Origin of the sequence: Solidesulfovibrio sp. C21, assembly GCF_047785625.1 — a bacterium.
Classification (GTDB): Bacteria; Desulfobacterota; Desulfovibrionia; order Desulfovibrionales; family Desulfovibrionaceae; genus Solidesulfovibrio.
Genome location: NZ_JBLODY010000002.1, coordinates 1 through 13,019, shown reverse-complemented (window position 1 = coordinate 13,019; position 13,019 = coordinate 1). Strand labels below are relative to the sequence as shown.

Genomic DNA, 13,019 nt, shown 5'->3' with positions numbered 1-13,019 from the left:
GACTGACGCCGCCCTTTTCGCCACACCAGGCTGCTTTCCCGACCGCTCACAGCCACCGGCAGGAGACGGCCCGCAAACCAGGCTAGCGAAAAAATCCGCCCCAAGGACCTTGCCTTCCAGTTGGGGGTGAGTTAGTTTCAAATGAAATTACTTCCAAGGAGGTAGGCCAAGCTAAAAACCGGACGAAGACTGTCACCGTAACTGACCCTGCATTGATCTTCACCACTCCCATCTGTCTCAGTTCCTGACCCTCCATAGTAGTCCCAAAAAGCAGGCCATCCCGGTCGGCTAGGGCTTTTTCACGCAGGATTTGGTCTCCGCTTGCGCCCTTAACGCGCATCCCGGAGCCGCAGACATGGAAGGTTCGCGCACGCCGCGAGCCACGGGAGTTTTTATGAACGGTCAGGCAGTGCCTCGCAACGAGGCCGTTTACGGGTACTACTCGCTTCAAATTGGTGACCATCCGCCGGATGGCTGGTTCGTCCTCTGGACCAAGGCACAAGGCATTTTCCCGTTCCATGCCACGGACATCACCGGCATGGCCCATAAGATTGGCGAGTTGCAGCAGCAGACCGACGTCTACGTGGGCATGGCTCTCCAGAAGACGAAACCCGAACCTGGAAAGCGCGGCACCGGGGCGAACACGGCGGCCATTTGCGGGGTCTGGATCGAAATTGACTGCCAGGAAGGCGTCCACAAGGAGAAGGCCGAGAATCTTCCTACGAAGGAACAGGCTCTCGGCATCCTGAAAGGGCTTCCCGTCATTCCCACGGTTATCATGGACAGCGGCGGCGGCTACCATGCGCATTGGTGGCTCGACGCACCCCTGGTTTTCACCACGGACGACGAACGACAGCATGGACAAGATTTGGTCCGGCGCTTCCAGCAGGCCGTAGCCCACGTTTTCCATCAGCAGGGCTTTAAGGTCGACACCACCTCGGACCTTGCCCGCGTCCTGCGTCCGCCCCACACCTTTAACCATAAGTCCGGTCAGCCTGTCATGGTGACGGTCGTGCACTATGACGCCAGCTTGCGGTACAGCTTCGACTATCTCGACACATGCTGCCCACCTGCCACACCACCAATCCCGACTTCGGTTCTGCCGATGCCCCCAACTCCGGCTGCGGGGCCTTCTGGCTGCCAGGAACTTGTCCAGTATCCACCGGTTGAGCTCCAGCCCATCATCGACGGGTGCCCTTGGCTTCGTCATTGCCGTGACGATGCCGCGACCCTGCCGGAGCCGGAGTGGTTCGCCGCACTTTCCATTGTTGTACGCTGCGTCAACGGGGAACAGCAGGCCCACGCCTTGAGTTCGTCCTACCCTGGCTACTCGGCCATTGAAACTGACGGAAAAATCCGTCATGCACAGGCTGGCGGCCCTCGGACATGTGCCAATATCCACGGAAGCCTGAATGCTGCGGCCTACTGCGCCAACTGTTCCCACCTCCAGAATGGATCGAGCCCCATCACCTTGGGCTTCATCAAGACTAATATCGCGCAGGGAGCCGGCTTCAACATGACTGACGCCGGCAACATGGATGTCTTCGCGAAAGCAAACGCTGCTGATACCCGGTATGTCTGGGTCTGGCAGCTCTGGTTTCTTTTTGACGACGTGCGCTGGCAGGAAGACAAGGTGGGCAGCATCTACCAGAAAGCGATTGCCACCCTGCGGGATTTAGCCGATCAGGCCAAGCAGCTCCTGCCACCCAAGACAGCTGGTTACATCATCGAACATACTCTGAGCAGCGAATCCCGTGCGAGCCTTGGAAACATGTTGGCTCTGGCCAAATCCCATCCCGCGTTGGCTGCCGTGCCGGAGATGTTCGATGCCGACCCCTGGCTACTGAATTTGCCGAATGGGACCATGGACCTGAAGCAGCAGACATTTCGTTCGCATGCCCGGGAAGACATGCTGACCAAGGTGGCCGGTGTCGCGTACGATCCGACGGCGACCTGCCCTCTGTGGCTGGCATTTCTCGTCACGATCATGGCAGGGAATCAGGCCTTGATCGGCTTCCTCCAGCGCTTCGCCGGGTATACGCTGGTCGGTGAAGTCAGCGAGCAAAGTCTGATTCTGCTTTATGGAACAGGGGCGAACGGGAAAAGCGTCTTCCTCGAGATTTTGCGCTTTGTGCTTGGGGAATATGCCATGCAGGCGGACTTCACCACCTTCACGGCAACCAAGGGGCAAAACGTCCGCAACGATATTGCCCGGCTGGTCGGCGCTCGTTTCGTGACGGCCGTGGAGTCCGAGTACGGTCAGCCCTTGGCCGAAGCGGTCATCAAGCAGGTGACGGGCGGCGAGCCGATTGTGGCCCGGTTCCTCTTTAAGGAGTTTTTCCAGTTCTACCCGCAGTTCACGCTCTGGCTGGCCTCCAACCACAAGCCGATCATCAAGGGTGGTGACCACGGCATCTGGCGTCGCATCAAGCTCGTACCTTTCGCAGTGACGATCCCTCCCGAGCAGCAGGACTCTGACCTGCCCAGCAAGCTCAAGGCTGAAGCGCCCGGCATCTTAAACTGGATGTTGGAGGGCAGCCGCGAGTGGCAGCGCCAAGGACTTAATCCGCCGGCCGAGGTCATGGCGGCCGTGTCCGAGTACCGGGGCGAAATGGACATGCTCGCCGAATTCCTCGACGAGAAGTGCGTCCTCGGCCTGGGCGAGAAGGTCAAGGCCAAGGACCTCTATAAGGCCTACCGTGACTTCTGCGAGGCTGAAGGGGAGCTCGTCTTGGGCAAAAAACGCTTCGCCGACCTGCTCCTTCAGCGCGGTTTCCGCAAGGCCAAGATCGGCGACATTATCTGGTCTGGCCTCGGTCTGAAGCAGTCCGCCGCGCCGGCTTCACCCCCGTTTGGACCTGCTGGTGGATGGAATTCTTTACACTAATTGTCGCGCCTCCGGGGTCGCCGCCGTGGTGGCCCCGGAAAAACGGAAAATCGGAAAGAATTTTCAGAGGTGATTTTTGGGGAGGCCGCCCCACACGATGATGTCCCAGGTTGACGGCTCCTTGATCGTCATTGATGACACAGGGGCAGGCCGAGGAAGAGTATCATGGGAAGGACACCGTCCAAAAATTTGCTCCTCAAACTTTTTCCGTTTTTCCGTTTTTCCACCCCTCCCAGGGCCGATCGCATCCTGGCCCCCGGGAGTGTAGGTTCAGCACGCCGCAGGTTCGGGGCAACTTTCGATGCACAAACATTATTCAAACCATATCTCTACTTACATGACAGTCGAAAAACGACCTATTCGATGCTATGCATATTCAAACTTTCCGATAGATATTTATGAACGACAATATTTTGCTATATTTTCAACAAATTCGTGACAAGTTATTTTGTAACATTGGCAATACCAGTCCATAAGTTGGTCGTGTGTGCCTTGAAGTCTCGACAGTCCAGTTCCGATATTGTTCGGATGGATTTGCTACCCAAGCAAAACCAAGGCTAAAAAAACCTCACCTTCTCCGTGAATATCACACTGCGTCGTCCTCATCGAACGCGGATGCCGGAGAAGTGCGTACTCGTCACGGAGCGATCCGGGCGGGGGAGTTGCTGATGCCGAAGCACTGGCCCGTTTTCCACCGGATTAGACCGCTGGCCCATACGTCGGACGAGAACCCGGCCGTTTGAAGTCCGTGGCTCACAAGCCTCAAGGGACGCCACCGAAAGGGGATCGTGCGCGCCTCTGACGTATGCGGCGATTAGGTGCGGGACGGCGCTGACGTGACTGTCGATATAACCAAGGGAAGTCTCTTTGTCCTGCTCCAATAAGAGGAAGCAAAGGCGTGAGGGCCTGAGACATCGAGATGGCTGCGTATCCGTAAGGGATACACCGGAGTGACGCTTCGAAGTGCTAAAAGCTTGCAAACAAAAACAAATTACGAACTTGTTGACCAAATTATATAGTCAAAAAATAGTTCAAAAACCTCCGCAATCGCGGACAATATATCATCTTTAGTGCTTTCAACGGAAAAGTACACCTCAAATGCGTCACTCCGGCGTCGCTGGATGCGGGAAAACCGCCTGTCCAGTGGCAAACGGGGGTCGGAACTGGCAACAGTCCTGGCCTATCGGAAGGCCTCATAGCCGTCGCTCCTACTGGGGCCTCGGCAATGTGGCTGGGACTGTTTCCACAGGGATTCTCCGGCTTCGGCTGGAGCAATCCCTTTTTCTTTTTTCGTAGCACGCCGGCGTCAGGGACCGTGACCACTTCGGCCAAGCCAGGGTATTCTCCCCGTATTTACCCTTTAAATACTGGAGGATGCCAACATGGACGAATTCAATCTGATCTATTCCTACAGCCGTGCCCAGGCCATTGAAGACGGCGTTTTAATCGACGTGACCACCCAGGCGAAGGAAGCCGGATTCAAATTCCACACCGTCGTTACCGACAACCTTTTCCATTCTTACATCCAACCGCCGGCTGGCCTGGAAGGCGAGGGGCAAAGCAGTTCCGGGCGGCTCCACGATCTCTTCATGGTCCTGCGAACGGCCATCCTCGGCAAATCCGCTACGGATTACCTCGAACTTGACGTTCTTTTCCTGATGGCACCCGGTCGCCACGAGGGTGTTCGGATCATCGCCGTCGTCGGTCCTGGTGATCACGGCGAACCGGTCATGACCATCATGCTGCCGGGCGACGATTAATTCGACTGGTCCTATGGGGGGGGTCTTCTCCTGTACAGGGCAGCGGTCACCATTTCCAAAATGATAGCGAGGGCCAGGCTCCCTTTGGGGGTGCCCTCTTCCCTGATCCCATTTGGGGACGCCACTCCCAAGCCCCCGGAGCCCCCTATACTTTCCCATTCCTGGGGTTTTGGGGGCTTCCCCGGGGTTTTCTGTCCCCCAGACCCAAAAGCCCCGGAAATCGCATCCTCGGCCCAAAGCCGCTTTTTCTGGGAGAACAAGTTCGCTGACACATGGTCCAACCTGCTGATTTTGCATGAAAAACGCTCAATCAATGCGCATTTTGACATAATTACGCTATAATTACAGATATTTAATGCAAAACAACCACAAAAGGAGTTCACCATGGCAAAGAAGCCCGAAACTACCGAGACTGAATCCACAAGAATCGAATCTCGGTATCAACCCGGCCTGCTGCGTCAATGCATCTCCGAAAACCTCTCGGCAGACTCCATGATGGAGCGGCTGGGCATCCTGCACAAGCAGACCTTGCGCAAGCACTTGCTTCGACTCATGGCCGAGGACAAGACCTTCTACGACATTGAAGGCCTCTTCCTGCGTGGCAGTAATCTCCCCAAGATCAATCCCAAGGGGAGGCTGACGTTGAACCTGCGCGGTATCATTATCGCTGGCCAGGAGGTACGCGAAGGCGACCTCTTTCAAATCCAGATCGAGGAAGACCGCATTGTCCTCACCCGAGGATAACCCACAACCGAGGGGTCCAGCCGCAAGGCTTGGCCCCTTATCTCTTTGGTGACCTAGACCCGCTGCCGGCTAGCCCGGTGCAAATGATGCGGATTCCCAAAGCCGCTTTCTCCCCAAGAAGCGGCATTGGCCCAGGATTTCCCCAAAAAGCTTTTAGCTTCAAGGAGATACATGGGGTTGAGCCACCGGCCTGAGCCCCCGTGCCATTTTCAAAGATCGGTTTGATCCTTCCCCCAAGAAAATCATGCTTTCCAGGAGGTTGATCCATGAAGGTGCAGCCCATTACCGACTTGCGCCATGTGCGAAGCATCAAGAGACTTCTGGTCGACAGCCCGAGGGACAAGCTCCTGTTTGTCATGGGCGTCAACTCCGGCTTGCGGGTCCAGGACCTGCTGGCTCTCCATGTCTCTGAAATGCGCGGACTGAAGCTCGGTGACCGCATCTCCATCCAGGAGAAGAAGACCGGCAAGCCAAACGTGCTCATCGCAAACAAGGAGATTCTGGCGGCCCTGGAGGAGTACCTCGCCATCGCCCAGCCCGAGGACAGGCACTTCCTGTTTAAAAGCCGCAAGACTTCGAACTCGCCCCTGACAACCCTGTCCGTCACCAAGAAGGTGAAGGCCTGGGCCGCCACCATCAACCTCAAAGGCAACTTTGGCGCGCATACCCTGCGCAAGACTTGGACCTACCACCAGCGTCGTGAATTCGGCGTCTCCTGGGAGGTTCTGGCCAAGCGGCTGAACCATTCCAGCCCATCCGTCACCCGCCGATATCTCGGCATCCAGGACGAGGAGGTGGAACAGGTGCTCATGAATACCTTGTAAGCCAAGGGGGGCTCCGCCCCCTTTTTCCGTCACCATCGTTGATTCAGTAACTCTACACTCAAAAAAAACGAAGGAGGATGATCGAGCAAGAAACGAGGCAAATAAGCGTAGTAAAAATACGACAAAGAAAAATATTTCAATGTACAATTGCTATTTTTCTCGGGTGTGGCAAACCAAAAGCGGGACAAGGTCGATACAATTCCCCGGAGGCTCGCTATGCTACTCGCTGAAAATCTTGGAAACCCGCTCACGCCACAGGAGCTCGCCCGCATCCTTGGCGTATGCACTAATACCGTCCGCAAATACTACACTCGCTGGGGTGGTGTCCAGATCGCCCCGGGAAAAATCCGGTTTTTTGAAAACCGCGTGAAGGAGGCTCTCCATGCCCGCACTGATCAAGAAGTTCAACCCGCCCCGGTGGCGAGCAGCCGTGACCGTCAACGGGAAGCACAAGGAGAAGCAGCTCCCGGACGGCAGCGAAAAGAGCCGCCGCGCCGCCGAGCGTTGGGAAGAGGCCATGCGGAAGAAGCTCAAGACGCCGGAGACGATCGTCACGGACTCGCCGACATTGCTTAACTTATCAAACTCATTCCTGGACTTCGTCAAGGAACGCCAGAGCCGCCAGACGTACGTCGAGAAGTTGGCCGTGATGACACGGACCATCAAACGGTTTGGTCGAGACACCGAAGTCGCGGACATCCAGGTGGCCGACGCCCTGAAGTTTCTGAGCGATCAAAACCGGAATCGCTCCGGCTACGCCGCCAACAAGGAACGCAAGGTCTTGGTCACGGCCTGGGGCTGGGGCAAGAAGTACATGCCCGGCTTCCCGGACGGCCCATGCCCTTTCCAGGTCGTGGATCGGTTCCCGGAGCAGCGCCAGCCTCGGTATGTGCCGCCGGAAGATGACTTTTGGGCGGTCTACGGTGTCACTGAGGGCCAGGACCGTGTCATGCTCCTGACTTTCCTTTTCCTGGCCGCCCGGCGGGGTGAAATCTTCCGGCTCAAATGGACGGACATCGATTTCACCGGAAACACCGTGGTCCTCTGGACGAGAAAGCGTGCCGGAGGCGACCTGGAGGCCGATCCTGTCCCCATGGTTGGCCGGCTCAAGCAGATCTTGCTGGCGTGGTGGGAACACCGCCCGATCAAGTCCGAGTACGTCTTCGTCAACCTCGACGAGACGCCGTTTTGCAAGCAGTACCTGGGACTTCCCTTCACCAACCGACAGCACCTTATGGAGCGGCTGTGCAAGAAGGCCGGCGTCCGTGAGTTTGGCTTCCACGCGATCCGCCACCTGACCGCCAGCATCATGTACCGCGAGGGTCAGCCGGTTTCTGTCATCCAGTCGGTGCTGCGGCACAAATCGCCCCAGACCACGACGCGCTATCTCCAGAGCCTCGGCCTCAAGCAGACCCAGGAGGCCATGGAGGCGGTCATGGGCAACCGTGGCCCCGGCAAGGTCACACCAATCAAGCAGGCCGCCGAAGCCTAAGGACGATCCTTTTCTTGAACCCATAACCGTGGAGGTCCATCATGTCCATGTCCTTGAACGACAAATGCAAAATCGAATCTTTCAAGTCCGTGCTTGAAGAAGCGTCAAATGGTAGCGACAACTTCGCCTACACCAAGAACGACGGCGTTCTCCTGTTCGGATACGGCGTCAACGCAAATCGCAACAAGGCCAATCACACCTGGCTGGACAACGGAGAAAACAAGCCGGAGGCAGATGACATTGAATAGACAGCGGCTTACGCTGACGAGCAAAGGGGGGCTTTACGCCCCCCTTTGCATCACAAGACGTCGGCCGATTTGACGCAGCAACAAAGGGTGGGATGTGGACTAGATGTGGACCAAAGAAAAAGCGGCTTACGTGGATTACGTAAACCGCTGAAATGCTTGGCGTCCCCAAGGGGATTTGAACCCCTGTTACCGGCGTGAAAGGCCGATGTCCTGGACCAGGCTAGACGATGGGGACACAATTATGGTTTTTGGCTGGGGGACTAGGATTCGAACCTAGGTTGATGGAGTCAGAGTCCATAGTCCTGCCGCTAGACGATCCCCCAGCAAGCTCAAGAGCGAACCTATCTACTGCAACGCAGTGCGCCCGTCAAGCATTTTTTGGGGTGCGCCGATTAAGAAGCCTTGGCCAGACGACGGGTCCGCTTTTTCAGCTTGTTGACCTGGCGGCGCAGAATTTCCTTCTGACGACGCGAGTCATCGCCGGAAACCTCGGCCCGCTTGCTCCGCAGCTCCCGCATTTTGGCCTTCATGGACAAAATCTTCGTCTTGTACGGAGAAGCCTTTTCCCCTTCCTCGCCGCCAATACCCAGTACTTCCTTGATCTGGACCAGGAGCTCTTCCTTGCCAAGGCCGGAAGCACCCGTAATCTGAGGAATCTGCTTCACGACCAGCTCGCGCAGTTCCTTGGCGGTCATCTTGTCCAGCGGCTTCTTCAGATCAAGCTGCAATCCTTCGCTCATCATTCGCCTCCACAAAAAGTGTATCGCGCCGTCTTATGCCGTCCCGCCAGCCTTGGTACGGCCACCATGACGGGTCTTGCCGGACGGCTTCGGCCCGGCCTCGAAATACGCAACATACTTGGCATAACATCGCCCAACGGGGCTTTCCGGATCAAAAGTCCCCAAAAGTCTGCCCAGGCCTTCCGGCCGTGTCGGCAGGGGCGTGGAGAAACGCGGGGGGACTCCCCGTAACGCATCCAAGGAAATTTGGCTACCTAGCAGGTCGAACCGCACCTTGTCAAAGGCTTCGTGCCCCAAGGCGGCATTGACCAGGGATAAAATTTCCGGGGCCGCGAACACCATTTCCTGCATGGCCACCGGATCGGTCGCACCGAGCCGGAGTTCCCGGCGGCGATGGCCCAGCGGGCGCACCAGCTCCGCCGTTTCCGGGCCGACGATCCGCTCCCAGCGGCGGCACGTTTCCACGAACGCGCGCCGATGCGCCGCTTCCTTGTCGGCCACGAACCGATCGATGGCTTCGGACAGGCGGTGCAGCATGGTGTACGGATCGATCGGGGCGGCGCGGTGGCACCGCCCCGATTGGTGACTGTTACAGCTTTAGGGCCGTCTTGATGTCGGCCGCGGCGTCGGTGCGTTCCCAGGTGAACTCGGGCCGCTCCCGGCCGAAATGGCCATAGCAGGAGGTCGGCTTGTAGATGGGCCGCTTGAGGTCCAGGCGCTTGGAGATGAAGTAGGGGCGCAGGTCAAAGACCTCGCGCACGGCCCGGGTGAGCTCCTCGTCGGGAATCTCGCTGGTGCCAAGCGAGGTCACGAGCACCGACAACGGCTCGGCCACGCCGATGCAGTAGGCGATCTGGACTTCGCAGCGTTCGGCCGCGCCGCTGGCCACCACGTTTTTGGCCACGTACCGGGCCATGTAGGCGCCGGAGCGGTCCACCTTGGACGGGTCCTTGCCCGAGAAGGCGCCGCCGCCGTGGTTGCCCATGCCGCCGTAGGTGTCCTGGATGATCTTGCGCCCGGTCAGGCCGCAGTCGCCCATGGGGCCGCCGATGACGAACCGGCCGGTGGTGTTGATGTAGATCTTGGTGTTTTTGTCCACCATCTGCTCGGGCAGGGTGTGGAAGATGACTTCCTGGCGCACGGCGTCGGCCAGATCCTGGTACGAGATGTTCTCGTCGTGCTGGCAGGCCACAACCACGTTATCGATGCGCGCGGGCTTTTCGTCGATGTACTCCACAGCCACCTGGGTCTTGCCGTCGGGACGCAGGAAGTCGAGGATCTTGTTCTTGCGCACGTAGGTGAGGCGGCGCGAAAGCTTGTGGGCCCAGTAGATGGGGGCGGGCATGAGGGTTTCGGTCTCGGTGCAGGCAAATCCGAACATCATGCCCTGGTCGCCGGCGCCTTGCTCCTCGGGCTTTTCCCGGGACACGCCCTGGGCGATGTCCGCCGACTGCTTGTCCACGGAGGAGACCACGGCGCAGGTTTCCCAGTCAAAGCCCATGGTCGAGCTGTTGTAGCCGATCTCCTTGACCGTCTCGCGCACGATGGCGGGGAAGTCGGCATAGGCCTTGGTGGTGATTTCCCCGGCAATGAAAGCCAGGCCGGTGGTGACCAGCGTTTCGCAGGCCACGTGCGCATTCGGGTCCTGGGCCAGGATGGCATCCAGGATGCTGTCGGAAATCTGGTCCGCGACTTTGTCCGGGTGCCCTTCGGTCACGGATTCGGAACTGAAAAGATACCGGCCCTTGGCGTTGATCATATGCGGTGTCCTCCCTGTGCCTGCCGCGCGTTATGGCTGGCGGGCGTAGTGTCAAAATGCATAAAGTGTAATTGAAATATAACTATATAGCTTGGCTGAAAAAAAAGTGCAAGCGGCATTGCCACGACATTGCCGTGACGCTGGCGCGGCATTCGCTGGACGGAACCACCCGGCATGAAGGAAGAACCGTGCGCAAAGCCTGGATATTCAGGACCGTGGGGCCACGGCGGCATCGAGCAGCCGGTTGTCGATCAGCCGGGCCCGGGAAAAGCGCACCGCCGTGGCGATCAGTCCGGGGCCGTCCAGGCGCGCAAGCGGCGTCACCCGGTCGGGGTGCACGCACTCCAGGTATTCCACCGTTCCCGAAGGCATATGGGAAGCCCAATATTCCAGGACCTTGCCAGTGATGGCCGCCGTGTCACGTTCGCCGGCGGCGACCAGGTCCGCGGCCAGGGCGAGGCCTTTATGGATGTATGGGGCCTCGGCGCGTTCGGCCGGGGTCAGGTAGACGTTGCGCGAGGAGAGCGCCAGACCGTCGGCTTCGCGCACGATGGGCGCGCCGACGATGGTGACGGGAAAGCCCAGGTCCGCCGTCATGCGCCGGATGATGGCCAACTGCTGCCAGTCCTTCTGGCCGAAGAAGGCGAAGGTCGGGAAGGCGAGCAGGAACAGCTTGGAGACCACGGTGCACACGCCCCGGAAGTGGATCGGCCGCGAGGCCCCGCACAGATGGCGGGCCAGTTCCGGCACCTCCACCCAGGTGGCCGCCCCGGGGGCGTACATGGCCTCGGGCCTGGGCGTAAAGAGCACATCCGCGCCGGCCGCCTCGGCCACGGCCGCGTCGTGTTCCAGGTCCCGGGGGTAGGCTTGCAAGTCCTCGCCGGGGCCGAACTGGGTCGGATTGACGAAGACGCTGACCACGACCTTGTCGGCTTTTTCCCTGGCCAGCCGGATGAGGCTTTCATGGCCGGCGTGCAGATAGCCCATGGTGGGCACGAGCCCCGTGGCCACGTCCCGGCGCAGCCAGTCCCGGCAGCGCGCGCGCAGGATTTCCGGATCGGAGACGATATCCAAGGCACACCTCCCTATACGGTTGTGCGGGCTCTAATCCAAGGTCGGGGGCATGTAAAGCCGGCCATGACATTCGTCCCGCTTGAGGGTAGGGGACCGTAGTGAGGGGCACGCGCCCCATTTCATCTCAAGGAGAGAACCATGACCGGTCGTCGCGCCCTGTATGTTGCGGCGGCGGCGGTGTTCTGCCTGATGGCAGGGCCCGTTTGCGCCGCCCGAACCTCCGCCGATGCGCGGACGGAAACGCCCCCGACGCTTTCCGCCAAGAAGCTGTTGCCGTCGAAGATTCTTTCCGGCCCCAATTACACCATCGACGACAAGGTGAAAAACGACGGCTACATGAACGTCTATACCGTGCATACGAAAAAGGGCGATCTGCGGGTGGAATCCACATCGTTGCTCTATACCCGGTTGCACGAATTGCAGGCCGCGGCGGCCATGGACGACGTCAACAAAGGTGCGGCAATCGGCAAGTCCCTCGGCATGTCCGGCGTCAACGCGGTCAAGGGCGTCTTCAACCTGATCACCAAACCCGGCGAAACGCTTTCCGGCGTGGGCAAAAACTTCACGCGGGCGGAGGCTTCCAGCAAGGAGAAGCGGCCCACCGACGACAAGGGCACCGTGGGCGAACTGCTCGGCTACAACAAGGCCATGCGCGACTGCTCCAAGGCGTACGGCGTCGATCCCTATTCCCGCAACCCCATTTTGCACGAAAGCCTCAAGCGCTTGGCCGGGGCGCAGTTCTTCGGGTCGTTTACGGGTTCGGCCGCCATCCCCGGCGGCGCGGCCCTGATCATGCTGGGCAATACCGGCGCGCCCCAAAGCGCGGTGGACGTGAGCGTTCCGCCCCAGGACCTTTTTACCGCCAACCGGGAACGGCTCAAGGCCATGGGCGCGACCAGCGACACGGCCAACCTGTTCGTGGAAAATCCCCACTTCACGCCCATCGAGCAGACGCGGCTGGTGCTGGCCCTGGACAAGATGACCGGCGTCGGCGACCGCAATCTGTTCATCAACCAGTGCATCCTGACCGACAGCGACGATCTGGCCTGGTTTCGCACCCGCATGGCCGAGCTGTACGCCAACATCAACGCCACGGCCGACAAGCTCGACCATTTCGTCAGGGCCGGCAAGTTTCTCGCCGCCGTCACCAAAAACGGCGGCCTGCTGGTGGCCTATCCCCTGGACTATCTGGCCTGGGCCCCCAGCGTCGCCGGCATATCCCGGGCGTTCGGGGATACGGCCGCCGCCCTCAAGGTGAAAAGCCGGAAATTCATCATCACCGGCGAGGTCAGCCCCCTGGCCGCGCAGGACCTCAAGGCTGCCGGCTGGAGCGTCGACCAGTTGCGCGCGGGCTTGCGTTAGGCAGGAAAGAAGCCGGGGGGAAACCTTTCTTGCAGAAAGGTTCTCCCCCCGGACCCCCTTTCCAAAGACTCTTCCCGATAACAGCCCGTCACCGTTAAAAGTTTTTGGGAGGGGAGAGCGCGAGAGGGG

11 protein-coding genes and 2 tRNA genes are annotated in these 13,019 nt (G+C 59.2%); 7 read left to right on the top strand and 6 right to left on the bottom strand.

Annotated features, from left to right (window positions below; translation table 11 throughout):
• The first annotated feature begins 355 nt into the window (after nt 1–355).
• The 6 genes from ACMZ6R_RS00690 (at nt 356) to ACMZ6R_RS00665 (ending at nt 7,955) form a co-directional block, all read left to right on the top strand.
• Nucleotides 356–2,887 (top strand): DNA primase family protein, encoded by a 2,532-nt coding sequence (locus tag ACMZ6R_RS00690; protein ID WP_416108736.1) that lies wholly within the window; start codon nt 356–358, stop codon nt 2,885–2,887.
• A gap of 1,382 nt (nt 2,888–4,269) precedes the next feature.
• Nucleotides 4,270–4,647 (top strand): DUF6573 family protein, encoded by a 378-nt coding sequence (locus ACMZ6R_RS00685; RefSeq protein ID WP_416108734.1) that lies wholly within the window; start codon nt 4,270–4,272, stop codon nt 4,645–4,647.
• Between the two features lie 384 nt (nt 4,648–5,031).
• Nucleotides 5,032–5,391 (top strand): hypothetical protein, encoded by a 360-nt coding sequence (locus ACMZ6R_RS00680; protein WP_416108732.1) that lies wholly within the window; start codon nt 5,032–5,034, stop codon nt 5,389–5,391.
• Nucleotides 5,392–5,657: 266 nt separating this feature from the next.
• Nucleotides 5,658–6,215: a tyrosine-type recombinase/integrase gene (locus ACMZ6R_RS00675; protein WP_416108730.1), complete on the top strand. Its 558-nt coding sequence runs from the start codon at nt 5,658–5,660 to the stop codon at nt 6,213–6,215.
• Nucleotides 6,216–6,597: 382 nt separating this feature from the next.
• Nucleotides 6,598–7,707 carry a tyrosine-type recombinase/integrase gene (locus ACMZ6R_RS00670; protein ID WP_416108729.1) on the top strand — a complete coding sequence of 370 codons (1,110 nt, stop codon included), beginning with the start codon at nt 6,598–6,600 and terminating at the stop codon, nt 7,705–7,707.
• A 41-nt stretch (nt 7,708–7,748) separates the two neighbouring features.
• A complete protein-coding gene (locus tag ACMZ6R_RS00665) occupies nt 7,749–7,955 on the top strand; it encodes a hypothetical protein (protein ID WP_416108727.1) in 207 nt (68 codons plus the stop codon).
• Nucleotides 7,956–8,112: 157 nt separating this feature from the next.
• Here the strand turns inward: ACMZ6R_RS00665 and ACMZ6R_RS00660 are convergent.
• From ACMZ6R_RS00660 to panC, 6 genes are all read right to left on the bottom strand, one after another.
• Nucleotides 8,113–8,190 (bottom strand) — tRNA-Glu (locus ACMZ6R_RS00660).
• A 14-nt stretch (nt 8,191–8,204) separates the two neighbouring features.
• Nucleotides 8,205–8,278: transfer RNA gene (locus ACMZ6R_RS00655), tRNA-Gln, on the bottom strand.
• A gap of 69 nt (nt 8,279–8,347) precedes the next feature.
• Nucleotides 8,348–8,695: a hypothetical protein gene (locus ACMZ6R_RS00650; protein ID WP_416108726.1), complete on the bottom strand. Its 348-nt coding sequence runs from the start codon at nt 8,693–8,695 to the stop codon at nt 8,348–8,350.
• A 33-nt stretch (nt 8,696–8,728) separates the two neighbouring features.
• On the bottom strand, nt 8,729–9,232 hold the full coding sequence (locus ACMZ6R_RS00645) for a DUF721 domain-containing protein (protein WP_416108725.1): 504 nt from the start codon (nt 9,230–9,232) through the stop codon (nt 8,729–8,731).
• A gap of 52 nt (nt 9,233–9,284) precedes the next feature.
• Nucleotides 9,285–10,454, bottom strand: coding sequence for a methionine adenosyltransferase (gene metK / locus ACMZ6R_RS00640; protein ID WP_416108724.1), 1,170 nt, complete (start codon nt 10,452–10,454; stop codon nt 9,285–9,287).
• Nucleotides 10,455–10,661: 207 nt separating this feature from the next.
• On the bottom strand, nt 10,662–11,528 hold the full coding sequence (gene panC, locus ACMZ6R_RS00635) for a pantoate--beta-alanine ligase (RefSeq protein ID WP_416108722.1): 867 nt from the start codon (nt 11,526–11,528) through the stop codon (nt 10,662–10,664).
• 138 nt (nt 11,529–11,666) lie between these two features.
• On the opposite strand from panC, the gene ACMZ6R_RS00630 reads away from it, so the two are divergent.
• A complete protein-coding gene (locus ACMZ6R_RS00630; RefSeq protein ID WP_416108721.1) occupies nt 11,667–12,890 on the top strand; it encodes a hypothetical protein in 1,224 nt (407 codons plus the stop codon).
• The last annotated feature ends 129 nt before the right edge of the window (nt 12,891–13,019 follow it).

Bases quoted from the DNA above. Each gene is read 5' to 3' on its own strand.
- ACMZ6R_RS00690 (WP_416108736.1), top strand. From the start codon at position 356: ATGGAAGGTTCGCGCACGCCGCGAGCCACGGGAGTTTTTATGAACGGT.
- ACMZ6R_RS00630 (WP_416108721.1), top strand. From the start codon at position 11,667: ATGACCGGTCGTCGCGCCCTGTATGTTGCGGCGGCGGCGGTGTTCTGC.
- metK (WP_416108724.1), bottom strand. From the start codon at position 10,454: ATGATCAACGCCAAGGGCCGGTATCTTTTCAGTTCCGAATCCGTGACC.
- ACMZ6R_RS00665 (WP_416108727.1), top strand. From the start codon at position 7,749: ATGTCCATGTCCTTGAACGACAAATGCAAAATCGAATCTTTCAAGTCC.
- ACMZ6R_RS00670 (WP_416108729.1), top strand. From the start codon at position 6,598: ATGCCCGCACTGATCAAGAAGTTCAACCCGCCCCGGTGGCGAGCAGCC.
- ACMZ6R_RS00685 (WP_416108734.1), top strand. From the start codon at position 4,270: ATGGACGAATTCAATCTGATCTATTCCTACAGCCGTGCCCAGGCCATT.
- ACMZ6R_RS00645 (WP_416108725.1), bottom strand. From the start codon at position 9,232: ATGCTGCACCGCCTGTCCGAAGCCATCGATCGGTTCGTGGCCGACAAG.
- ACMZ6R_RS00675 (WP_416108730.1), top strand. From the start codon at position 5,658: ATGAAGGTGCAGCCCATTACCGACTTGCGCCATGTGCGAAGCATCAAG.
- ACMZ6R_RS00650 (WP_416108726.1), bottom strand. From the start codon at position 8,695: ATGAGCGAAGGATTGCAGCTTGATCTGAAGAAGCCGCTGGACAAGATG.
- ACMZ6R_RS00680 (WP_416108732.1), top strand. From the start codon at position 5,032: ATGGCAAAGAAGCCCGAAACTACCGAGACTGAATCCACAAGAATCGAA.